Annotated in this window: 17 protein-coding genes; 5 read left to right on the forward strand and 12 right to left on the reverse strand. The window is 70.6% G+C overall.

Annotated features, from left to right (window positions below; genetic code table 11):
* The first annotated feature begins 369 nt into the window (after positions 1 to 369).
* Positions 370 to 1,152: a transcriptional repressor LexA gene (gene lexA / locus ACGFX9_RS32200; RefSeq protein ID WP_393481053.1), complete on the forward strand. Its 783-nt coding sequence runs from the start codon at positions 370 to 372 to the stop codon at positions 1,150 to 1,152.
* Positions 1,153 to 1,234: 82 nt separating this feature from the next.
* On the opposite strand, the gene ACGFX9_RS32205 is transcribed toward lexA, so the two are convergent.
* The 5 genes from ACGFX9_RS32205 to ACGFX9_RS32225 form a co-directional block, all read right to left on the reverse strand.
* Entirely contained in the window at positions 1,235 to 3,241 is a 2,007-nt protein-coding gene (locus ACGFX9_RS32205) for an ATP-dependent DNA helicase (protein WP_393481059.1), read from the reverse strand.
* A gap of 40 nt (positions 3,242 to 3,281) precedes the next feature.
* Positions 3,282 to 5,189, reverse strand: a complete 1,908-nt coding sequence (locus tag ACGFX9_RS32210) for an IucA/IucC family protein (RefSeq protein WP_393481064.1) — start codon at positions 5,187 to 5,189, stop codon at positions 3,282 to 3,284.
* Between the two features lie 66 nt (positions 5,190 to 5,255).
* Complete coding sequence (locus ACGFX9_RS32215; protein WP_393481069.1) at positions 5,256 to 6,050, reverse strand: GNAT family N-acetyltransferase; 795 nt, start codon at positions 6,048 to 6,050, stop codon at positions 5,256 to 5,258.
* Positions 6,051 to 6,086: 36 nt separating this feature from the next.
* A complete protein-coding gene (locus ACGFX9_RS32220; RefSeq protein WP_393481075.1) occupies positions 6,087 to 8,033 on the reverse strand; it encodes an IucA/IucC family protein in 1,947 nt (648 codons plus the stop codon).
* 96 nt (positions 8,034 to 8,129) lie between these two features.
* Positions 8,130 to 9,536, reverse strand: coding sequence for a diaminobutyrate--2-oxoglutarate transaminase family protein (locus ACGFX9_RS32225; RefSeq protein ID WP_393481079.1), 1,407 nt, complete (start codon positions 9,534 to 9,536; stop codon positions 8,130 to 8,132).
* 330 nt (positions 9,537 to 9,866) lie between these two features.
* Here ACGFX9_RS32225 and ACGFX9_RS32230 point away from each other — a divergent pair, with 330 nt between their 5' ends.
* Both ACGFX9_RS32230 and ACGFX9_RS32235 read left to right on the forward strand, forming a co-directional pair.
* A complete protein-coding gene (locus ACGFX9_RS32230; protein ID WP_393481082.1) occupies positions 9,867 to 11,114 on the forward strand; it encodes a trypsin-like serine peptidase in 1,248 nt (415 codons plus the stop codon).
* Between the two features lie 226 nt (positions 11,115 to 11,340).
* Entirely contained in the window at positions 11,341 to 12,561 is a 1,221-nt protein-coding gene (locus ACGFX9_RS32235; protein WP_393481085.1) for a trypsin-like serine peptidase, read from the forward strand.
* A gap of 131 nt (positions 12,562 to 12,692) precedes the next feature.
* On the opposite strand, the gene hflX is transcribed toward ACGFX9_RS32235, so the two are convergent.
* The 6 genes from hflX to miaA all read right to left on the reverse strand — a co-directional run bounded on the left by hflX (position 12,693) and on the right by miaA (position 20,685).
* Positions 12,693 to 14,192 (reverse strand): GTPase HflX, encoded by a 1,500-nt coding sequence (hflX, locus tag ACGFX9_RS32240; protein ID WP_393481088.1) that lies wholly within the window; start codon positions 14,190 to 14,192, stop codon positions 12,693 to 12,695.
* A gap of 126 nt (positions 14,193 to 14,318) precedes the next feature.
* Positions 14,319 to 15,812, reverse strand: a complete 1,494-nt coding sequence (locus tag ACGFX9_RS32245) for a M1 family metallopeptidase (RefSeq protein ID WP_393481091.1) — start codon at positions 15,810 to 15,812, stop codon at positions 14,319 to 14,321.
* Positions 15,813 to 15,957: 145 nt separating this feature from the next.
* Positions 15,958 to 18,087 carry a RelA/SpoT family protein gene (locus ACGFX9_RS32250; RefSeq protein ID WP_393481095.1) on the reverse strand — a complete coding sequence of 710 codons (2,130 nt, stop codon included), beginning with the start codon at positions 18,085 to 18,087 and terminating at the stop codon, positions 15,958 to 15,960.
* A 142-nt stretch (positions 18,088 to 18,229) separates the two neighbouring features.
* Positions 18,230 to 19,108, reverse strand: a complete 879-nt coding sequence (dapF, locus tag ACGFX9_RS32255; RefSeq protein ID WP_393481099.1) for a diaminopimelate epimerase — start codon at positions 19,106 to 19,108, stop codon at positions 18,230 to 18,232.
* 75 nt (positions 19,109 to 19,183) lie between these two features.
* Complete coding sequence (locus ACGFX9_RS32260) at positions 19,184 to 19,645, reverse strand: hypothetical protein (protein ID WP_393481102.1); 462 nt, start codon at positions 19,643 to 19,645, stop codon at positions 19,184 to 19,186.
* Positions 19,646 to 19,746: 101 nt separating this feature from the next.
* The gene (gene miaA / locus ACGFX9_RS32265) at positions 19,747 to 20,685 is read right to left on the reverse strand and encodes a tRNA (adenosine(37)-N6)-dimethylallyltransferase MiaA (RefSeq protein ID WP_393481107.1); all 939 of its coding nucleotides are present in this window, start codon (positions 20,683 to 20,685) and stop codon (positions 19,747 to 19,749) included.
* 182 nt (positions 20,686 to 20,867) lie between these two features.
* Here miaA and ACGFX9_RS32270 point away from each other — a divergent pair, with 182 nt between their 5' ends.
* Together ACGFX9_RS32270 and ACGFX9_RS32275 are read left to right on the forward strand one after the other, a co-directional pair.
* Positions 20,868 to 21,236, forward strand: a complete 369-nt coding sequence (locus ACGFX9_RS32270; protein ID WP_393481112.1) for a hypothetical protein — start codon at positions 20,868 to 20,870, stop codon at positions 21,234 to 21,236.
* A gap of 26 nt (positions 21,237 to 21,262) precedes the next feature.
* Positions 21,263 to 21,532: an antitoxin gene (locus tag ACGFX9_RS32275; RefSeq protein ID WP_393481118.1), complete on the forward strand. Its 270-nt coding sequence runs from the start codon at positions 21,263 to 21,265 to the stop codon at positions 21,530 to 21,532.
* 183 nt (positions 21,533 to 21,715) lie between these two features.
* Here the strand turns inward: ACGFX9_RS32275 and ACGFX9_RS32280 are convergent, their stop codons facing one another.
* Entirely contained in the window at positions 21,716 to 22,429 is a 714-nt protein-coding gene (locus ACGFX9_RS32280; RefSeq protein ID WP_393481124.1) for a class III extradiol dioxygenase subunit B-like domain-containing protein, read from the reverse strand.
* Between the last annotated feature and the right edge of the window lie 12 nt (positions 22,430 to 22,441).

Raw genomic sequence — 22,441 nt, forward strand, 5'->3', positions numbered from 1 at the left:
TGGTTGCAATCCAACCACTAGATCTGGGGTTTGACCGTAAATCCGGCGCCATCGCGTGTCGCGCACCCGCGGCTCGCCGTGAACGCCTGGGCGGGCCGCGCGCGGCGCACGAGAAGGGGGTCGGTGCCGGGTTGACGGAGCGCCGGATGGCAGTATGGGAGCCCCACTGAGGGGGCCTCGACCCCGGCGGTGAAGCGTACCGTAATGAACCGAAATGCCGTTCGGCCCGAACGTTAGCCATACACCCAGACACATGATCGCGGCAGGCAATCTGCGATTTTTCACTCGAACGTGTGTTTGGCGCAACCTTTCGAAAGCAACTACCGTTGGCTAACTAGGGAGAGAACATCTCGAGAGGGGCCGACCGACGTGACCACCACCGCAGACAGTGCCACCATCACTGCTCAGGACCGCCAGAGCCGACTCGAGCCGGTGCATGCCATGAATGACGCAGCCACGAACCCGGAGGGCCCCAAGCCCACCCGCTCCCTACCGGGACGACCTCCCGGCATCCGCGCCGACAGCTCGGGGCTCACGGACCGGCAGCGCCGGGTCATCGAGGTCATCAGGGACTCGGTGCAGCGCCGGGGGTACCCGCCGTCGATGCGGGAGATCGGGCAGGCGGTGGGCCTCTCCAGCACGTCATCGGTGGCCCACCAGCTGATGGCCCTGGAGCGCAAGGGCTTCCTGCGCCGCGACCCGCACCGCCCGCGGGCGTACGAGGTCCGTGGCTCGGACCAGCCGAGCAGCCAGCCCACCGACACGGCGGGCAAGCCGGCCGCTTCGTACGTCCCGCTCGTCGGCCGCATCGCGGCAGGCGGCCCGATCCTCGCCGAGGAGTCGGTGGAGGACGTATTCCCGCTCCCCCGGCAGCTCGTCGGCGACGGTGAGCTGTTCGTGCTCAAGGTCGTCGGTGACTCGATGATCGAGGCCGCGATTTGCGACGGCGACTGGGTGACGGTGCGGCGCCAGCCGGTCGCGGAGAACGGCGACATCGTGGCCGCCATGCTCGACGGCGAGGCGACCGTCAAGCGGTTCAAGCGCGAGGACGGGCACGTGTGGCTCCTGCCTCACAACTCCGCGTACCAGCCCATTCCCGGTGACGAGGCGACGATCCTCGGCAAGGTCGTGGCGGTGCTGCGGCGGGTGTGAGCCTCCGCCCCTGACCGGGCCCCGGAACCAACTGCGCCGGTTCCGGGGCCCTGCTGCGTCTTGAGGCAGTACGCGACGCGAACTATTCCTCGTCGGCCCCAGCCCCGTCGGCAGCCTCGGCTGTGGCCTTCGCCGACGCGTCGATCGCGGCCAGGGAGCGGCGCGCCTGATTACGGTCCGTCGTGTACCAGAAGTCGGGCAGTGAAGCCCGCAGGTACCTGCCGTAGCGCGCGGTGGCCAGCCGGGGGTCCAGGACGGCGACCACTCCGCGGTCCGCGGAGGCCCGCACGAGACGCCCCGCGCCCTGCGCCATCAGGAGCGCCGCATGCGTCGCGGCGATGGCCATGAAGCCATTGCCGCCGCCGTCGTCCACCGCCTTCTGGCGGGCGCTCATCAGCGGGTCGTCGGGACGCGGGAACGGGATCTTGTCCATGACCACCAGCTGGCAGCTGGCGCCCGGCACATCGACGCCCTGCCACAGCGAGAGCGTCCCGAACAGGCAGGTCTGCGAGTCCGCCGCGAAGTTCTTGATCAGCTCGCCCAGCGTCTCCTCACCCTGCAGCAGGATGGGCACGTCGAGGCGGCCCCGGAGCTCCTCGGCCGCGTTCTGAGCAGCGCGCATGGACGAGAACAGGCCGAGCGTGCGGCCGCCCGCCGCCTCTATCAGCTCGGCCAGCTCGTCGATCATGTCGCTGCGCGTGCCCTCACGGCCCGGACGGGCCAGGTGCTGGGCGACGTACAAGATCCCCTGCTTGCGGTAGTCGAAGGGCGAACCGACGTCGAGGCCCTTCCAGGCCGGGGCCTCATCGGAGTGGGTGCCCTCGGGGGCGAGCCCCAGGGACGCCCCCACTCCGTTGAAGTCGCCGCCGAGCTTGAGGGTGGCGGAGGTGAGGACCACGGAGCGGTCGCTGAAGAGCTTCTCGCGGAGCAGGCCCGATACGGACATGGGTGCCACCCGCAGGGAGGCTCCGAAGCGGTCATGGCGCTCGTACCAGACGACGTCCCACTCGGAGCCGTTCGAGATGCGCTCCGCCACGTCGTGGATCGACTCGACGGAGGCGAGGGCCTGCTTGCGCACGGCGTCCTCGTCCTGGACCGACTTGTCGCGGGTGGAGCCGAGCGCGGAGATGACCTGGCGGGCGGCGTCACGCAGGGCCATGAGCGCGTACCCGAGGTCCTCCGGGACCTCTTCGAGGCGACCGGGCAGGGCAAGCTCCATCACCCGCTCGAAGCCCTCGGAGGCCGTCTGGAGCTGGTCGGCCGCCTTTTCGTTGACCAGCTTGGCGGCGCGGCGCACGGCGCGGTTGACCTGGCCCGGAGTGAGCTCGCCGGTGGCGACGCCGGTGACCCGGGAGACCAGTTCGTGGGCCTCGTCCACGATCAGCACTTCGTGCTGGGGCAGCACGGGAGCGCCCTCGATGGCGTCGATCGCGAGGAGCGCGTGGTTCGTGACGATGACCTCGGACAGCTTGGCCCGCTCACGTGCCGCCTCGGCGAAGCACTCCGCTCCATAGGCGCACTTCGACGCGCCCAGGCACTCCCTGGAGGAGACGGACACCTGGGACCAGGCGCGGTCGGAGACCCCGGGAGTGAGGTCGTCACGGTCACCGGTCTCGGTCTCGTCGGCCCAGTCGCGCATCCGCAGCAGGTCCTGGCCGAGCTTGCTGGTGGGGGCGGCGGCCTCGAACTGGTCGAAGAGGCCCGGGCCCTCCTCCTCTTCCTGCGGCACTCCTTCGTGGAGGCGGTGCAGGCACAGGTAGTTCGAGCGGCCCTTCAGCATGGCGAACTGGGGGCGGCGGCGCAGCAGCGGGTGCAGGGCGTCCACCGTCCGCGGCAGGTCGCGCTCCACGAGCTGACGCTGCAGCGCGAGCGTGGCCGTCGCGACCACCACGCGTTCGCCGTGTGCGAGGGCCGGCACCAGATAGCCGAGGGACTTGCCCGTGCCGGTACCGGCCTGGATCAGGAGGTGGGAGCCGTCGTCGATCGCCTCGGCGACGGTCTCGGCCATCGTCACCTGGCCAGGGCGCTCTGTGCCGCCGACGGCGGTGACGGCGGCGTGCAGGAGCTCGGGAAGGGAGGGCTTTGTCATAGCGCGACCACCCTACGGGGCCCCACTGACAATCCCGCGATCAAGGCTGATGGAGGGGGTTCGGCACGCTCCCGTGCACGGCGGCGTGCGGGCGCTCGGGGCGGTCCCGGTACCCGTCGAGGTGAAGCCGGTTCCGGTTGAGGCACAGCCGCTCGATTCGTGGGGTGAGCAGGTCGAACATCTCGTACCGCTCCTTGAGGTGGGGGGCGCGCGCCTGGTGGCGGAGGATCTCGGCCCGGACGAGGGACCAGAAGCGGGATTCCGGGATGCCCAGCTGTTCTTGGCAGAGAGGGGCGAGATAGCGGAAGACACCCACGAAGAGCCCCGAGTGGATGAACTGGGTGAGGAAGTCGGCGCGTTCGGTGAGCAGGACGTCACGGACGTCGTCCGGCATCGAAGCGTGCTCCGGTAGGGCCTCGGCGCTGACGTTGATGTCGTCCACGAAGTCCTTCACCGCGAGTCTTACGGGTACGTCCTTGTCGTCGAAGACGACGATGGCGTTCTCCCCGTGGGGGGAGAACACGGTTCCGTACCGGTACAGGAACTGCAGGAGCGGTGGCAGCAGGGCGGCGAAGAGACGCCGCAGCCAGACTTCTGGGGCCAGGCCCGAGCGGTGGACAAGCTCGGCGACGAAGGCTCTGCCGTGCGGGTCGGTGTGCAGCAAGGAGGCAAGCGTGCGGGCGCGCTCATCGGGCGCGAGATACCGGGTGATCGGCTCACGCCAGATCGCACCGAGCAGTTCCTTGTACTGGTACGGGACCTCGGCGAGGCCGTCGTACAGCGGGTGCTCGACGGTCACCGAGGCGACCTCGCCGAGCAGGATCACCCGGCATTCGTCACGCAGGAAGGGGTCCGCGTCCCGCAGGGCGTGCATCCAGGCGGTGACGGCGGGTGCGGCCAGGGTGCGGTCGGTCGGGAGGCCGCGCCACACCAGGGTGTTGAGGACCGACAGGGGCAGCTTGACGGTGTGGCGGTCGGGGCGGGACGTGTTGAGGAACGTACGAATGGACTGCTGGGGCAGTCGTACGTCGCCGTCGGTGGGGAGGGGGACGATCGCGCCCGCGGCCACGGAAGGGGCGAAGAGGGGCAGGATGATGTCGTCCCACTGCCACGGGTGGACCGGCAGATAGAGATAGGCGTGCGGGTTGAGGCCGCGTGCCACGAGTATGTCCCTGAAGGACTCCCGTGTGGCGGGAGCGAGTTCACGGGTGTAGAGCCTGTCCGCTGTCTCCAGGCCGGTGACGCCTCGGTAGGCGGCGAGGTCGGTGTGGACCGCGATCCAGGGAAGCGGCCCGGAGGTGCGGCCCTCGGGGGCCCAGCGGGCGGCGTCGCTCGCGGAGAAGCCGATGCGGCCCTTGTTGAGGACGATCCAGGGGTGGCCGGTCTGGTGGCCTTCGAGTTCCGCGTATCCGAGGTCGGCGAGCTCCGCCGCGGTGAGCGCGGTGCGGTCGAGCCGGGCGTCGGCGGCGAGCGTGACGGTCAGCTCGCGGATGAGGTGGCCCAGGGTGGCGCCGTCGATTCCCAGGGTCCTGCGGGCCTCGGTGAGGAAGCGCAGGGGGTCACCGAAGGGGGTGGGCGGTCCTACGCCTTCGGCCAGGGCCAGGCTGGCGGGGTCGACGTGCCAACTGCCGTACGAGCCGCGGCGGGCGCGGAAGATGAGGCGGCGGGCCGCTGGGCGGTGGGCCTGGCTGCCTTTGCTCTCTAATGCGGGTAGGGATACGGATTCTTCCTGCGGCCCGCTTGCCGCGTCGAGGCTGAAGCTGTAGCTCTCCGTGTCGCCAGACCCAGCGGCAACGGGCTTGATGATCTCCTCGTAGGCGAACTCACCGACCATTTTGGCGAGCAGGCGACGGCCGCTCCTCGCCCACCTGTCCGGGGTCAGCTCGGGCGGGTCGTAGAGAGCGGGCGACGGTTCACGGGATGTCGGGGGTACGGAGGGATTCGGCACGGGGACTCCTGAGGGAGGGAACCGGATCAGGTCGAGCGGTGCATGGGGAAATGGGGAGTAAGCAGGTCAGAGCAGTGCGCGCAGGGCGCGGTCACGGACCATGAGCGCCGCGCGCTTGTCGGGCAGGTCCACCTCGGCGGCGAAGCGGAATCCACCGCTCAGGAACGCGGAGACGGAGGGGGTGTTGCGCAAGTCGGGTTCTGCGATGACGCGTGCGCATGCCGCGCGGTGGTCGAGCACAAGGTCGGCGACGGCTCTCAGCAAGGAGGTGCCGAGCCCCCGGCCGCGGTCGGCGACACCGCCGATGAGGAGGTGAAGGCCGGTGTCGTGCGGGCGGGCCGGGTAGTGGCGGGCCAAGGTGTCGAGGTCCGCGCGGTAGATCTCCCAGTAACTCATCGGCGTGCCTTCCAGGACGCCGAGGCAGGGCACGCTGCGGCCGTCGCCGTCGATCTGGGCCCGTAGATGTGCCTCCGTGACGGCGTCCGAGCCGGCCAGCTCCCAGAAGGCCGCCACGGCGGGGTCGTTCATCCACCGGCTGATGAGGGCGAGATCGCGTTCCACGCGCACGGGGACGAGTTGGAACACACCGGCAGAGGTGGTCGCGGGGCCCCAGTCGGCGACATTGTCGAGGAGGTCGTCGGCTGACGAAACGGCCGACGAGGCGGCCGACGAGACCGCCGATGAGGCCGCGACGCGGTCTGCCGTGCGCCCACCACTCGTGCCGAACAGGGCGATGAGTTCGTCCGGAAGGCGCAGGTCCAGTGTGTCCTGGGCGTCAGTCCTGTCGGCGCCGGCGGAGTCGGTGGCGGATTCGGTGGCGGACCCGGTTCCCGCGTCGGTGCTCGCATCGGGGGGAGGCACGGCCTCGCTCCTCTCACAAAGGGTGGGGCATGTTCCTCAGGAATGCAGGGGGTTGGCGATGGTGACGTAGACGGACTGGGTGTCGACCGGGCCCACGAGCTCGTCGAGCCCGCGCAGCCGGGTCAGCAGGTTGGCCTTGCATCGCAGCACGGGTGAGTCCAGAAGCAGTCGGGGCAGCGGTGAGCGCAGGGCACCCGGGCCGGTGACGGTGTCGCCGAGGAAGCGGCGGAACGCGGCGAGCAACAGCTTCTCGTCGGCCAGGTGTTGGGCGCCGAGGGCACCGATGAGGCCGAGGACGTTGTTGATGCCGAGGTAGTAGGCGAAGCGCTCGTCGGCCACGTCGTCGGAGACGAACGTGTCGCTGTGCTCACCGATGCCCGGCAGCCGCTGCTCCAGTTCGACACGGCGGGACTCGCGGAAGTAGTAGCCCTGGTTGTCGCGGTACCGGCCGCCCACGGGCCACCCATCCGCGTCCAGCAGCAGGAGCGTGTTCTGCTGGTGGGCCTCCAGGGCGACGCCTGCCGCACTGTCCAGCCAGAGCACGGGGCGTACGACTTTCTGCAGGTAGCGCAGGAACCACTCCGTGGCGACCGCTCCCCGTGGGCGGCCCGTCCATCCGGCGAGGCGGGTGACGATCTCGCCGAGCCGGGACCGCATCGGGGGGCGGTCGTGCCCCGTGCAGTGCGGTGACGGCCTGGGTGAGACGAGTCCCGCGATGCAGGTGGCGTCGTCGCCGGGGCCGAAGGGGTTGTGCCGGATCATGACGTCAAGGCCGGCCACGGGCTCGCCGTCGAGGCCGGTCACGGCGAGCCAGGCCGGGTCGCGGATCACGTCGAAGCCGGGGTGGGCCGCCTGCCACTGCTTGGCGAGACCGCTGCGGAGCAGCCGGTGGACCTCGACGCCGCGGTGGAGTTCCTTACGGAGGTTCTCCCGCCGCGAGTTGGTGATGCGCAGGCCGAGCGAGAGCTTGAGCATGGCGGGGGCGCCGGATCGGTAGAGGGTGCGTACGGAGGAGGTGGGGTACCACGGTGCTCCGTGCGGGCCCAGGTCCTGGAGAAGTCCGGCTTCCAGGAGCGCGGCGGTGGCGGGGCGGTGCCTGAGCTCGCGGATCTGCCACGGGTGCAGGGGCAGGGCGGCTCGGCCTTCCGGCAGCGGCAGGTCAGGGCCTGCGAGCCGGGCGATGAGCTGTTCGGCCGGGAGGGTGCGGCCACGTTCGGTCCAGGCCGAGTCCGCGGCGAGCACGGAGGGGTCCACGGCGAGCCAGTGCAGAGCGAAGGCGCCGCGCAACTCCGGTGAGTAGAGCCGGGATTCGGTGTCGGAGAGTCCCTCGCGGCTCTTCGGGGTGGGGTGCAGGGGGTGGCCGAGGAGCAGGGACTGCTCGGCGGCGAGGAAGAGGTCCGGCTCGTCGCCGGGGTTGTTCCGGCGGTCGGCGATGAAGGTGGCGGTGCGCCGCACGGAGTCGGCGACGCGGCCGACGAGGTCTCCGCCCTCCACTTCCCGGCTCTCCACGTGCCCGCCCTCCACGCGCCCATCTGAAGCGGCGGTTCCGCTCTGTCGGCCCGTCTCGCGGCCCAGGAGGGCGGCGACGGTGACGGCGTCGGCCGGTGGCGCGCTCTGGGGGCCGTCTTCCAGGTACGGAAGGCCGAAACGGTGCCAGCCGGTGGCCGACCAGTAGTGCACGGGCACGAGGAGGGCGGTGCCGCTGGCGGGGAGCGGAATACGCAGGGCGCCGTGCTCCGGGGCGGGGAAGTCGTTCTCGCGTACCCAGCAGCGCAGGAGGTTCTCGATGGCGGCGACCTGCGCGGCGGTGTGCGGATCCGGGTGCTCGAGGAGGTCGGAGGTCGCGCCTCGCAGGTGCTCGGCCTGCCGGCCTCCCTTCTGCCGGGGGACCGTACCGGGCTCCACCACCAGCGAGGATTGCGTGCCGCACGCGCCTGGGGCGTGCGGGTGGGGTGGGCCGTCGGATGCGGGGGTGGCGTTCAAGAGGCTTCCTTGTGGGGTCGTTCGGGCTCCGGGGCGACGGGCTGGAGCTGCGCTGATGTCTCTTGAGTTGTGCGGTGTCTCTTGAGTCCTGCGTGGCTATACGTGACGCGGGCTCGCCGCCGCCGAGAGCGCGTCGGCGAGACGGTCGAGGATCGCGGCCGCCTGCTCGTCCGTGATGGTGAGAGGAGGAAGGAGGCGTACGACGCTGGAGTGGCGTCCGCCGAGTTCGACGATGAGTCCGCGGCGCAGGCACTCCCGCTGCACCGCGGCGGCAAGTTCGGGCGCCGGGGGAAGCGGCCGGACCCGGCGGCCAAGAAGTCCCACGGGCTCGACGGGCACTGCGGACACAGGCAGCTCCGCAGCCGGGTCCACGAGTTCGACGCCGATCATCAAGCCCCTCCCCCGGACATCACCGATGCAGGGATGCCCGGCGGCCAGGTCCCGCAGTCGGCTGAGCATGTGGTCGCCCAGGACTCGCGCGCGTTCCGCGAGGCCGTTCTCACGGACGTACGCGAGGGTGGCCGCGCCCGCCGCCATGGCGAGTTGGTTGCCGCGGAAGGTGCCCGCGTGGGCGCCGGGCTGCCAGACGTCGAGGTCGTCGCGGTAGACCACCACGGCCAGCGGCAGGCTGCCGCCGATGGCCTTGGAGAGCACCATCACATCGGGCACCACGCCGCTGTGCTCGACGGCCCAGAAGGCACCGGTGCGTCCGACGCCGGTCTGGACCTCGTCCGCGATGAGCGGGATGGCGCGGGCCTCGGTGATCTCGCGCATCCGGCGCAGCCAGTCGTCGGGGGCGGGGATCACGCCGCCTTCGCCCTGCACCGGTTCGAGGATCATCCCGGCCGGATGCGGTACGCCCGACTTCGTGTCGTCCAGGAGGCTTTCGGTCCAGCGGGCCGCGAGTTCGGCGCCGTCCGCGCCGCCGATCCCGAAGGGGCAGCGGTAGTCCTGCGGGTAGGGCAGCCGCGCGACGCGTACGTCGGTCGCGCCGCCGGATGCTTCGAGCGCCCCCGACGTCATCCCGTGGTAGGCGCCGGTGAAGGCCAACATGCCGTCGCGCCCGGTCGCCGTACGGACGAGTTTGAGCGCGGCCTCCACCGCGTCCGTGCCTGCCGGACCGCAGAACTGGATCCGCCCGCGGTCCGCGAGCCCGCGGGGCAGCGTGCGGAACAGCTCCGTGGTGAAGGCGTCCTTGACCGGCGTGGCCAGGTCGAGGACGTGCAGGGGCGCCCCCGAGTCGAGGACCTTTCTGATGGCCTCCAGCACCACGGGGTGGTTGTGCCCCAGAGCGAGGGTCCCCGCGCCCGAGAGGCAGTCGAGGTAGCGCCGCCCGTCGGCGCCCTCGATCGTCAGTCCGCGCGCCCGCACCGGCACGATCGGCAGGGCGCGCGCATAGGTGCGCGCCGCCGACTCGCGCGCCGACTGGCGTCGCAGGATCCCCTCGTGTGCTGCGGAGGGTTCCGTGGAAAGCGCCGCGGGCGCCGGCTCGGTCACGGCCACGACTGTTGGTCCTCCCGCTGGGAATGGGCGCTTCCCACTCGATCTGGGCGAGCGCGCCGACGAGTTGGCAGGGGAGATGAACACAGACCGCCAGTCCCCCGTACGTACCAACGACGGGGGCTGCGGGGGATCACGGGTAACCAGAAGATCCTTGCCGTGACGGAACCGTTGCCGTTCCGTCGGCAGTCCCCTACGGCACCGGCATAGTGTGAGGTGCCGTTCATCCGACCGTGGTGTGCAGCGCCGCAGCAGTACGGGGCGCGCGACACGCCCCGCGCCGCGCGATGTCCGGCACGTGGAACGATCTCGAAGCCCAGGGGGAATCTCTCTATGCGACCCATACGCCCGCTCAACACCGCCCGTCGTGGGAGGAGCGTGCGCGGCAGGACCTCCCCCGTGGCGGCCGCCGTCGCCATCGGCGCGGCGCTCGTTCTGACCGCGACGGCCTGCGGACCCAGCGAGGACAACGCGGGCGATGAGCCGTCCGCGTCCCAGCCCGCCGACGACGGCAATGACGGCGACGGCGGCAACGACGACGTCAAGATCCCCGACGACATCCAGGACCGGCTCAAGGAGCACGGCATCGACCTGGACAAGTGGCGGGACGGGGCCTGGAAGAACTGGGACAAGGACGACTGGCTGCGCGAGGCCGGCGACTACGTCAACCCGATCATCGACGGTCTGTGGGACTCGGACCGCATGCGGGACGCGGACAAGAACCCCGACCGCGGCGTCGACGACAACGACATCTCCGGGGACCAGGGCGTGACGGACCCGACTCCCGCGCCGGTGGAAGCGGCGGCCGTGAAGACGCCGTACGACGCCAGCGTTCCCGAGTCGGGCAAGCTGTTCTTCGACGGCCCCGAAGGCTCGATGGTCTGCTCCGCCACGGTTGTCAAGGACCCGGCCCACCCTGGCAAGTCCAACATGGTGTGGACGGCGGGCCACTGCGTGCACGCGGGCGCCGATGGCGGCTGGTACCGCAACATCGCCTTCGTGCCCTCGTACAACAACAGCGGCAAGTCGGCCGCCGAGCTGAAGAACGCCCCCAAGGAGGAAGTGGCTCCGCACGGCGTCTGGTGGGGCGACTGGGCGCAGACCTCCGACCAGTGGATCGAGCAGGGCGGCCCGACGGGCGGCAAGGGCGCGCCGTACGACTTCGCGGTCATCCACGTGACGCCCGAGAAGGGCAGCGAGGGCCAGTCCCTCGAGGAGCAGGTCGGCTCGGCGCTTCCGGTGGACTTCAACGCCCCGGCCGTGCCGCAGATCGCCGACATGACGGCGACCGGCTACCCGGCCGCTCCCCCGTTCGACGGCCAGAAGGCGTTCCAGTGCGCCGACAAGCCGGGCCGCCTCTCGATCAGCAAGCCCGACCCGACGATGTACCGCGTCGGCTGCACGATGACCGGTGGTTCGTCCGGCGGCGGCTGGGTCGCCGAGGGCGCGGACGGCAAGCCCGCCCTGGTGTCCAACACCTCCATCGGCCCGGTGACCGCCGGCTGGCTGGCCGGCCCGCGTCTGGGCAAGGAAGCCAAGGGCGTCTACGGCTCGGTCAGCAAGAAGTTCGCAGGCCAGTAACTTCGCAGGCCAGTAACTTCGCGGGCCAGTAAGCACGTTGCGTACGACGGCGGGGGCGCCGGAAATCTTCACGACCCCGCCGTCATTCGTCCCCAAACACACAGGCATAGTGGGGTGTTGCCTCGGCGGGGAGCTTTCGGAGTTCCCACGCCCGCACATGACACGTACATGGCAATTGCTTGGCCAGTACAGCAACTACACGTTCTACACGGGGGTTTACAGCACCATGCGTTCCACTCGTGCGCCTTTCGCGCGCAGTCGCGGACGGCGTATCGCACTCGCCGCCACCGGACTCGCCGCGACTCTGGCACTCACCGCCACGGCCTGCGGCCCCAGCGACGACAAGGCCAGTGACAAGCCGGACTCCGGCACTTCCCAGGGCACGGACAAGGGTTCCGACACCGACACCGGATCCGACGCCAAGCTGCCCGGCGACATCGCCGACAAGCTCAAGAAGCACGGCATCGACCCGGACAAGTGGAAGGACGGTGCCTGGAAGAACTGGGACAAGGACGACTGGCTGCGCGAGTCCAAGGACTTCGTCAACCCGGTCATCGACGGGCTGTGGAAGCCCGAGCGGATGAAGAAGGCCAAGGACCCGAACAAGACGATCGCCGCGAAGGACGCACCCTCCGACCAGGGCGCGACCGACCCCGAGCCTTCGCCGGTCCAGGCCAAGCGCGAGAAGACGCCGTACCACGAGAACGCCGCCCCGGTCGGGAAGATCTTCTTCGACTCCCCCGAGGGCTCGATGGTCTGCTCCGGCACGGTCGTCACGGACCCGCGCAACCCGGGCAAGTCCAACCTCGTGTGGACCGCGGGCCACTGCGTGCACGCCGGTTCCGCCGGTGGCTGGTACCGCAACATCACCTTCGTGCCGGCGTACAACGACCTCGGCAAGTCCGAGGCCGAGCTGAGCAACGCCGCCCCGCAGGAAGTCGCCCCCTACGGCCAGTACTGGGCCGACTGGGTCTCGACCTCCGCCGAGTGGATCGACCAGGGCGCCGCGTCGGGCGGTGCCGGTGCCCCGTACGACTACGCCGTGATGCACGTGAAGCCGAAGCAGGGCGCCAAGTCGCTCGAGGAGACGGTGGGCAACGCGCTGGACGTCGACTTCTCGACTCCGTCGACGCAGAGCGTCAGCTCGATGGGCGCCTGGGGCTACCCCGCCGCCCCGCCGTACGACGGCCAGATCATGCACAAGTGCATCGACAAGCCGGGCCGTCTCTCGCTGACCTCCGCCCAGCCGACGATGTACCGCATCGGCTGCACCATGACCGGCGGTTCGTCCGGCGGCGGCTGGTTCCGGATGGTGGGTGACAAGACCCGGCTGGTCTCGAACACCTCGATCGGCCCGGCCGAAAACACCTGGCTGGCAGGCCCGCAGCTGGGCAAGGGTGCCGAGCAGGTCTACGACATGATGAGCAAGAAGTACGGCTCGCAGTAACCGCTCCCCTGAGCCAGGAGCTTCTGAGCGTGACACGGCGAAGGCCCGCCCCCCTACGAGAGGGGGCGGGCCTTCGCTTCGCTCTGTGCGCTCGCTCTGTGCGCTCGCGCTACGCGAGCCCCGGGCTTTCCTCAGCCCGCGACCGGGACGTACGGCGCGAGATCCGCCGCCAGTTCCGGGTGCACCTTCGCCTTGAGCAACGTGCCTTCGCCGGTGTGCTCCTCGGAGAGCACCTCGCCCTCGGCATGTGCGCGCGAGATGAGCTGGCCCTGCGTGTACGGCACGAGGGCCTCGATCTCGACCTCGGGCCGCGGCAGTTCGGCGTCGATGAGCGCGAGCAGCTCTTCGATGCCGGCGCCCGTGCGCGCGGAGACAGCGATCGCGTGCTTCTCGTTGCGCAGCAGCCGCTGGAGGACCAGCGGGTCGGCCGCGTCCGCCTTGTTGACGATCACGATCTCGGGCACGTCGGTCGCGCCCACATCGCGGATCACCTCACGCACGGCGGCCAGCTGCTCCTCCGGCACCGGGTGCGCACCGTCCACCACGTGCAGGATCAGGTCGGACTCGCCGACCTCCTCCATCGTGGAGCGGAACGCCTCGACGAGGTGGTGCGGCAGATGCCGTACGAACCCGACGGTGTCGGCCAGGGTGTAGATCCGGCCGCTCGGCGTCTCGGCCCGGCGCACGGTCGGGTCGAGGGTGGCGAACAGCGAGTTCTCCACCAGGACGCCCGCGCCCGTGAGGCGGTTGAGCAGGGAGGACTTGCCCGCGTTCGTGTAACCGGCGATCGCGACCGAAGGCACCTTGTTGCGCTTGCGCTCCTGGCGCTTGATCTCGCGGCCCGTCTTCATGTCCGCGATCTCCCGGCGCATCTTCGCCATCTTCTCGCGGATCCGACGGCGGTCCGTCTCGATCTTGGTCTCACCGGGACCACGGGTCGCCATGCCGCCGCCACCGCTGGATCCGCCGCCGCCCATCTGACGGGAGAGCGACTGACCCCAGCCGCGAAGGCGCGGGAGCATGTACTGCATCTGGGCAAGGGCGACCTGCGCCTTGCCCTCTCGGGACTTGGCGTGCTGGGCGAAGATGTCGAGGATCAGGGCGGTCCGGTCGACCACCTTGACCTTGACGACGTCTTCGAGGTGGATCAGCTGGCCGGGGCTGAGCTCACCGTCACAGACGACGGTGTCGGCCCCGGTCTCCAGGACGATGTCGCGCAGCTCCTGGGCCTTGCCGGATCCGATGTACGTGGCCGGGTCGGGCTTGTCACGGCGCTGGATGACGCCGTCGAGCACCAGCGCGCCCGCCGTCTCGGCGAGTGCGGCCAGCTCGGCGACCGAGTTCTCCGCGTCCTGCACGGTGCCCGAGGTCCACACGCCGACGAGCACCACGCGCTCCAGACGGAGCTGGCGGTACTCGACTTCGGTGACGTCCTCGAGCTCGGTGGAGAGGCCCGCGACGCGGCGCAGGGCCGCGCGCTCGGAGCGGTCGAACTGGTCGCCGTCCCGCTCTCCGTCGTGTCCGTGGCTCCAGGCGACGTCCTCTTCCATCAGGGCATCGGCCCGAAGACCTTCGGGGTAGTTCTGCGCGAGGCTCTGCGCGTCCTGGGAAGAGGAAGAAGAGGAGGTCATTGGATCCTTAACGTCGATGGGATTCGTCATAGTGCTCAACGCACGGGGCCGCCCCGAGATTCCCCGGACCGGCGGTTGCGCCGACCTGAAGATGGTTGCACGGAACGGCCCGTCTCGTCACGTAGGTTATTTCCCGGCGGGTGGGGCCTTACGCCAGTCCGGATGCCCGGGCATCGGCGGCGTCTTCTTGGCGTACAGCCAGTCTTCGAAGAATCCGCCCAGGTCACGGCCCGCGGTCGACGAGGCGAGGCGCACGAAGTCCGCGGTCGTGGCGTTCCCGTCACGGTAGGTGCGCACCCAGTCCCGCTCCAGGCGTTCGAAGTTCCGCTGCCCGATCTCCTGGCGCAGCGCGTAGAGGACCAGTGCGCTGCCGTCGTACACCACCGGTCGGAAGAGGCTGATCTTCTGTCCCGGCGCGGGCTCCTTCGGTGCGGCGGGCGGCCCGCCCGCGGCGCGCCAGCCGTCCGACTGCCGGTAGGCCTCACGCATCCGCTTCTTGAGGGGCTTCTTCGCCTTCTCCTCCGCGAAGAGTGCCTCGTACCAGGTGGCGTGTCCTTCGTTGAGCCAGACGTCGGACCAGGAGTTCGGGCTCACGCTGTCGCCGAACCACTGGTGCGCCAGCTCGTGCACCATGATCGAGTCCACGTACCACTCGGGGAACTCGGGCCGCGTGAACAGTTCCCTCTCGAAGAGCGAGAGGGTCTGCGTCTCGAGTTCGAACCCGGTCCGCGCCTGCGCGATCAGCACGCCGTACGTCTCGAACGGGTAGCGGCCGACCTTCCCCTCCATCCAGCCGATCTGGCCGGGCGTCCTCTTCAGCCATCGCTCCAGCTTCTTGCGGTCCTTGGTGGGCACCACATCGCGTACGGGAAGCCCGTTCGGCCCGGAGCGGCGCACCACGGAGGAGCGGCCGATGGACACCTGCGCCAGTTCCGTCGCCATGGGGTGAAGGGTCTGATAGGACCAGGTGGTGGTGGAGCCGGTCCGCGCGGTGGCGACGCGAACGCCGTTGGCGACGGCGGTGAGGCCGTTGGGCGCGGTGACGTGGAACGTGAACATCGCCTTGTCGGCGGGGTGGTCGTTGCACGGGAACACGCGGTGCCCGGCATCGGCCTGGTTGGCCATGGCGAGCCCGTCGCCGGTGGGCAGCCAGCCGCCCTCCTGGTCCTTCGCGGGCGCGGGATCGCTGGTGTGCCGGACCGTGATCCGCATCGGTTCGCCCTGGTTCAGCGGCCGTGGGGGCGTGACGACCAGGTCCTCACCGGTGGATTCGAAGCGGGCGGACTCGCCGTTGACGTCGACGGAGCGGACCTTGCCGTGGGCGAAGTCGAGGTTGATCCGCTCCAGCGCGGACGTCGTGCGGGCGTCGATCTCCGTCACGGCGTCGAGCGGCTTCTTGTTGTCGCCGCGATAGGTCAAGTCGATGTCGTACGAGTTGACGTCGTAGCCCGGGTTGCCCAGGTGCGGGAAGAGCCGGTCGCCGATGCCGAGCGGCTTGGCCGGTGAGGGCGCGCTCGCGGCGAGGAGAGTGGCGGAGGTGGCCGCGGCCAGGAGCGCGGTCGCGATGCGGAGAGTCTGAGTCTTCGGCCGCGAGGCCTTGACCCGAGGGGTGAGCAGCATGAACTACCGCTATCAGCGCGGGCCTTCCACGCCGGTGTCGGCGCGCGTCACACCACTCGAACGAGTCGCCGGCGGGGGCGGTCGACACGCCGTCGACGGCTCCGGGTGGGCCACTACGGAGAAGTCGACAACCCCGGACAGGCCACTACGAAGTCGCCGCCGCCGGGTGCTGGGCGCGGCTGACGTCGTACACGCCGGGCACCGCACGCATCGCGCGCATCAGCCCCGGCAGGCGCGCCGCGTCCGGGAGTTGCAGGGTGTACGTGTGACGCACGCGCTGCTGGCTCGGCGGCTCGACGGTCGCCGACATGACCTCGACCCCTTCCAGGGCGATGGCTTCGGTGAGGTCGGCCAGCAGATGCGCCCGCCCGAACGACTCGGCGATCAGCGTGACGCGGCACTCCGCGCTGTCCCCCCAGCGCACTCCGACCTCCGCGCGCCCCACTTCCTTCATGCGTTCGACCGCGGGGCACTCGACGCGGTGGACGGTGACGACGCCGCCGCGCACCGCGAAGGCGGTCACCTCGTCCGGCGGCACGGGCGTACAGCAGCCCGCCAGCCGGACGCTCGCGCCTTCCCTGTCCACGACGGCGTTCGCCGCGGCGGGGCGCGGGAAGTCCGAGGCCTGGACGGTCTTCTCCGGCTTCTGGGGGGTCGAGACGGCAGGGGCAGGGGCGGGCGCGGGGTGCGTCGTGAGCCAGCGCCGGATGGCGATCCGCGCGCCGGGCGTCCGCGCGTGGTCGAGCCACTCGCGGGAGGGCCCTGCCGCCGCGTCCTGGCCCATGAGCAGCTGGACCGTGTCGCCGTCCCGCAGCACCGTGCTCAGCGTCGCGAGGCGTCCGTTGACGCGTGCGCCGATACAGGCGTGGGCGTCCTCGCCGTACTGCGCGTACGCGGCGTCCACGCAGCTGGCGCCCGCGGGCAGTCCGAGCGTGCCGCCGTCGGGGCGGAAGACGGCGATCTCCCGGTCCTGGGCGAGGTCTTCGCGGAGCGTGGACCAGAACGTGTCCGGGTCGGGGGCCGCTTCCTGCCAGTCGAGCAGGCGGGAGAGCCAGCCGGGCCGGGTCGGGTCGGCGCGCTCACCCTCGTCGGCAGTGTCGGACTGCTCCTCCGAAGGAGGAGCGTACGGATTGGGCAGGGCGACGACGCCGGCCTCGGCCACCTTGTGCATCTGGTGCGTACGGATGAGGACTTCGGCGACCTCTCCGTCCGGACGGGCCACGGCCGTGTGCAGCGACTGGTAGAGGTTGAACTTCGGAACGGCGATGAAGTCCTTGAACTCCGAGACCACCGGCGTGAAACACGTGTGCAGTTCGCCGAGTACGCCGTAACAGTCCGCGTCCTCGTTCACGAGGACCAGCAGCCGTCCGAAGTCCGCCGCGCGCATCTCGCCGCGTTTGCGGTGCACCCGGTGGACCGATACGAAGTGCCGCGGCCTGATGAGGACTTCCGCCGCGATGCCCGCGTCACGGAGCACCGCGCGGACGTCGTCGGCGGTGTGCTCCAGGGGGTCGCCGCCGTTGACGGCGTTGGCCGCGATCAGCTCCTGGACCTGGGAGTACTCCTCCGGGTGGAGGATCGCGAAGACGAGGTCCTCCAGCTCGGTCTTGAGTGCCTGCACTCCGAGGCGTTCGGCGAGCGGGATCAGTACGTCCCGGGTGACCTTGGCGATCCGCGCCTGTTTCTCGGGGCGCATGACACCGAGAGTGCGCATGTTGTGCAGGCGGTCGGCCAGCTTGATCGACATGACGCGTACGTCGTTGCCCGTGGCCACCAGCATCTTGCGGAAGGTCTCCGGCTCCGCGGCCGCTCCGTAATCGACCTTTTCCAGTTTTGTGACGCCGTCGACGAGATAGCAGACGTCGTCGCCGAACTCCGTACGCACCTGATCGAGCGTCACGTCCGTGTCCTCGACGGTGTCGTGGAGCAGGGACGCGGTCAAGGTCGTGGTCTCGGCGCCCAGTTGGGCGAGGATCAGGGTGACGGCGAGCGGATGTGTGATGTACGGCTCACCGCTTTTGCGCATCTGGCCGCGGTGGGAGGACTCCGCGAGCACCCAGGCGCGGCGCAGCGGCTCCAGGTCCGCGTCCGGATAGTGGGCCCGATGGGCTTCCGCCACATGGCCGATCGCGTCCGGCAGGCGGTCCCGGGTGGCGGGGCCAAGGAGGGCCGCCCGGCCGAGCCTGCGCAGGTCAAGCCGTGGAAGGCCGCGCCTGCGCTGCACCGCGGGCGTCACGGGACCAGGCATCGCGGGGTTTGTGGCCTCCGCACTCATGGGCACCTCCGGCTGCTCAAACCGGCGGTGAGCGGACGGCGGCGTGCTCCGTCCGGGCCGGTGCTTGATGCTACCGAGCCCATCACGCGCCGCTGACCGCCTCTCGCCGAGCGTGAAACGGATCACCCATTCGAGCGACAGTTCACGGGTTTACAGTTTCGAGCCATTCCGCGTCGATCTCGCCTTCGGCGACGATCACCGCGGGACCCGTCATCTCGATCTCGCCGTCGGGCCGCTCGGTGATGACCAGGCGCCCACCAGGCAGATCGACGGTGTACGCGACCGGCGAACCGGTCGCCGCGGGGTCCGCCCCGTCCCTGCGCGCCGCCGCCACGGCCACGGCGCACGCCCCCGTGCCGCACGAGCGGGTCTCGCCCGAGCCGCGCTCGTGCACGCGCATGGCGACGTGACGCGGGCCACGGTCGACGACGAACTCGACGTTCACGCCGTCCGGGTAGGCCGAAGCGGGGCTGAACGGCGGCGGGTCGTAGAGAGTGCCCGCGTCGGCCAGGTCGTCGACGAAGGCGACCGCGTGCGGATTGCCCACGTTCACGTTGCGCGCGGGCCAGTGGCGGTCGGCCACGGAGACGGTGACGTCCCCTTCGGGGAGGAGCGCCTTGCCCATGCCGACGGTGATGTCCCCGCCGGCGGCGGCCTTGGCGATGTGCACGGTCTTCACGCCACCGCGGGTCGCGACGGCCAGATCACCCTCGCCGGCCAGGCCTGCACGCTGCAGATAGCGGGCGAAGACGCGCACTCCATTGCCGCACATCTCGGCGATCGAACCGTCGCCGTTGCGGTAGTCCATGAACCACTCGGCCTCGTCGGCCAGATGGCGCGCCTCGGGGTGCGCCGCGGACCGTACGACATGCAGCAGACCGTCGCCCCCGATGCCCGCACGGCGGTCGCACAGCGCGGCGACGGCGGCCGCGGGCAGCTCGATGGCGTTGTCGGGGTCGGGAACGATCACGAAGTCGTTCTCGGTCCCGTGCCCCTTGAGGAAGGCGATCCGCGTGCTCATTCCTCGATCGTACGGGGTAGCTACGACAGTCCGTCGCGACGGTGCCCGCCGGGGCTCTGACCTCGTACGACGTGGTCAGCGAAGTCGGGCTACGCGCCACACCGCGAGGACCGCGACGGCCAGGAACACGACGGCGTACGCCAAGACGATCCGCCAGTCCGGGCGGCGTCCGGAACCGCGCTCCGGCAGCCCCGGCCAGGTGTGCCCCACGCGGCGCGCGGCCATCATGCCCCAGCCCGCGGCGCAGCAGCTGATCAGGAGTCCGAGCATGGCGACGACGGCGCCGCCGTCACCGAACTCGAAGGCCAGCGGGAAGGCGAACATCAGCGATCCAGCGGCGGCGAGGATGACGATCGGTGCGAGCTGCCAGATGCGCAGACGGCGCTGCGGGCGCAGTTCGACCTCGACCTCGGCGGCGGCCATGCCGTCCACGCCGGGACCGTCGTCGGCCATGCCGTCCGGCGCCCCGTCAGGGCCGTCCGGGGTCAGCTCGCCGCCGTCATGCGCGGTGTCACGAGGGCCGGCCTCCATCGCCATCCGCCCTCCCGCTTCGGACTCCACTGGTCGATCGATGGTCGATGATGGCACGGCGTCAGGGGCCGGGATGACCGCCTGAGCGTCCCGATGCCATCACGTGATCAGGCTGTGACCGGTCGTTCGATCAACGCCAGGGCCCGGCCAGGAAGTTCCCCTCGATCGGCCGTCGCGCCGCTGAGCCAGTGCACCCGGGGATCGCGCCGGAACCAAGAGTCCTGGCGGCGCGCGAAACGCTTGGTCGCGCGCACGGTCTCGGCACGCGCCTCGGCGTCGGTGCACTCCCCCGCGAGCGCCGCGAGCACCTGCTGGTACCCGAGCGCGCGCGACGCCGTACGCCCCTCGCGCAGCCCTTCGGCCTCCAAGGCGCGCACCTCGTCGACGAGGCCCGCGTCCCACATGCGGTCCACGCGCATGGCGATGCGTTCGTCGAGCTCGGGGCGGGCGACGTCGACGCCGATCTGGACGGTGTCGTAGACGGAGTCGTGACCGGGGAGGTTGGCGGTGAAGGGCTTGCCGGTGATCTCGATGACCTCAAGGGCCCGGACGATGCGGCGGCCGTTGCTGGGCAGGATGGCCCGCGCGGCGTCAGGGTCGGCGGCGGCGAGGCGGGCGTGCAGCGCGCCGGGGCCCTGCGCTTCGAGCTCGCCCTCCAGGCGGGCCCGTACGGCGGGGTCGGTGCCGGGGAACTCCAGCTGGTCGACGGCGCCCCTGACGTAGAGCCCGGAGCCGCCGACCAGGATCGGCCAGCGCCCCTCGGCGAGGAGGCGGTCGATCTCCGCACGCGCCAGCTTCTGGTACTCCGCGACGCTCGCCGCCTCCGTGACGTCCCAGATGTCGAGGAGGTGGTGCGGTACTCCGTCGCGCTCTTCGAGCGTCAGCTTGGCGGTCCCGATGTCCATCCCTCTGTAGAGCTGCATGGAGTCGGCGTTGACGACCTCGCCGCCGAGGCGCTGGGCGAGGAAAACACCCAGATCGGACTTTCCCGCCGCGGTTGGACCGACGACGGCGATGACCCGCGGGGCGGGAGCTGCTCTACTCACCGCCCCAGTCTCGCAAACATCGGGCCCGCTCCCCGAACGAGCTACGTGACGCCACAGGTCCGGGGTCGTTGCCTGTTGCGAGGTTCCGGCCGCCGGTTTCACGGACCGGTGACCCGGGAGGCGCAACAGGGCGCACCGGGCAGCGCGGGATTTCGCCCACACGAGTAACGTATGGAGTAGATATGGGCGTTTTTGCACGGTTTCGCAGGAAGTCGAAGGATGCGGAAGAGGCGTCAACAACCGAGGCGGCGGGCGACACCCTGACGGTTGAGGCGGAAGCGGCCGAGGAGACCCCCGAGGCCGGGGCCGACAAGGCGGAGGCCAAGACCGAATCCGCCACCGAAGCCGTCGCCGAAGCCTCCGTCGAGGATGGCGCCAAGACCGAGCCGGAGGCCTCCGCTGACGCGAAGTCCGACGACGAGGCCGCTGCCAAGGCCGAGGACAAGCAGGCGGACGCCGAGGCGGCCGACGGGGAGAACGTGGACATCCCCAAGCAGCAGTCCGCGGAGAAGGCGGCCGACAACGAAGCCGACGAAGGCGCCCGCAAGTAACTCTCCCAGTGAGGGAAGGTGAATCAATGGGCTTCCTGGACAATTTGAAATCCAAGCTCGCCCCGGCCAAGAGCAAGGTCTCGGACCTCGCTCAGCAGCACGGGGACAAGATCGACCAGGGTCTCGACAAGGCCGCGAAGGTGGTCGACGAGAAGACCAAGGGCAAGTACAGCGACAAGATCCAGACGGGCACGGGCAAGGCGAAGGACGCCATGGACCGCCTCGCCGGGACTTCCGACGCGGGCAAGGACACGGGCGGCACGAGCACCCCTCCGACGCCCCCTCCGGCTCCCTGAACCACCCGGCTGCCTGACAGAGCCGGGGGCCACCGGCTGAGTCGGCCACGCCACCGCTGAACGACACCGGCGAACGGCCGTGGAGCGCCACCAGCTCCACGGCCGTCGCCGTGCGCCGGCGGGGATCGGCGGGGGTCGCGGTCGCCAGGACCGGGCGAGGCCCGGATGGGGCCCGGATGGGGCCTACGACCAGGCAGCCACCAGGTACCCGACGCCGTACGGCGCGTCCTCGTAGAGCAGTTCGCCGCTCAGGCCCGCACCCTCGGCCGCGCCCGCGAGCACCTGCCAGGGCGCCCGGCCCGCCGCCTTCAGTTCGTACGCCAGATCCTCGTCCAGCGCCATGAGCGCCCCGACGTCCGCCGCGCCCAGCGCCCGGGCGGCCTCCGCGTCGAACGCCGCCGCCCGCTCGTCGAAATACCCCGGCGCCTTCAGCGTGCGGCACGCGCTGGCGTCGCCCATCACCAGCAGGGCCACCCGGTCGGCAGCCCCCGCGATCTCCCCTCCGACCTCGATACACCGCTCGGCGGCCAGAGGTTCACCCACGCCGAGCCCTTCCAGCGGGGAGGCCGACCACTCCGTACGGTCGAGCAGCCAGGCGGCGACAGCGAGCGACGGCGGAAGCCCGTCCTCCGCTGCGTCACCCGGGGATCGTCCCAGCCGCACGTCGAGATCCACGCCGAAGCCGCGGAAGGACCCCCTGGCGCCCTGCGGATGCCGGCCACGCCCGCTCCGGTCGGCCGGGCCGACCACGACGAGCCGGTCCGGCCGGGCGGCGGCGAGCACCCCCACAGCGTCCGTGCACGCGGCGCGCGCGGCGTCCAGCTCAGGGGCGGCGCCCGCGGCGACCTCGGGCACGAGCAGGGGCGGGCAGGGGCAGACGGCTGCGGCGACAAGCATGATCCGCAGCGT

It is taken from the genome of Streptomyces sp. NPDC048436 (assembly GCF_043200355.1).
In the GTDB taxonomy this organism is placed as follows: domain Bacteria; phylum Actinomycetota; class Actinomycetes; order Streptomycetales; family Streptomycetaceae; genus Streptomyces.

Coding starts and splice junctions, on each gene's coding strand:
- ACGFX9_RS32205 (WP_393481059.1), bottom strand. CDS start 3,241: ATGACAAAGCCCTCCCTTCCCGAGCTCCTGCACGCCGCCGTCACCGCC.
- ACGFX9_RS32230 (WP_393481082.1), top strand. CDS start 9,867: ATGCGACCCATACGCCCGCTCAACACCGCCCGTCGTGGGAGGAGCGTG.
- ACGFX9_RS32235 (WP_393481085.1), top strand. CDS start 11,341: ATGCGTTCCACTCGTGCGCCTTTCGCGCGCAGTCGCGGACGGCGTATC.
- hflX (WP_393481088.1), bottom strand. CDS start 14,192: ATGACCTCCTCTTCTTCCTCTTCCCAGGACGCGCAGAGCCTCGCGCAG.
- ACGFX9_RS32245 (WP_393481091.1), bottom strand. CDS start 15,812: ATGCTGCTCACCCCTCGGGTCAAGGCCTCGCGGCCGAAGACTCAGACT.
- ACGFX9_RS32250 (WP_393481095.1), bottom strand. CDS start 18,087: ATGAGTGCGGAGGCCACAAACCCCGCGATGCCTGGTCCCGTGACGCCC.
- dapF (WP_393481099.1), bottom strand. CDS start 19,108: ATGAGCACGCGGATCGCCTTCCTCAAGGGGCACGGGACCGAGAACGAC.
- ACGFX9_RS32260 (WP_393481102.1), bottom strand. CDS start 19,645: ATGGCGATGGAGGCCGGCCCTCGTGACACCGCGCATGACGGCGGCGAG.
- ACGFX9_RS32270 (WP_393481112.1), top strand. CDS start 20,868: ATGGGCGTTTTTGCACGGTTTCGCAGGAAGTCGAAGGATGCGGAAGAG.
- ACGFX9_RS32275 (WP_393481118.1), top strand. CDS start 21,263: ATGGGCTTCCTGGACAATTTGAAATCCAAGCTCGCCCCGGCCAAGAGC.
- ACGFX9_RS32280 (WP_393481124.1), bottom strand. CDS start 22,429: ATGCTTGTCGCCGCAGCCGTCTGCCCCTGCCCGCCCCTGCTCGTGCCC.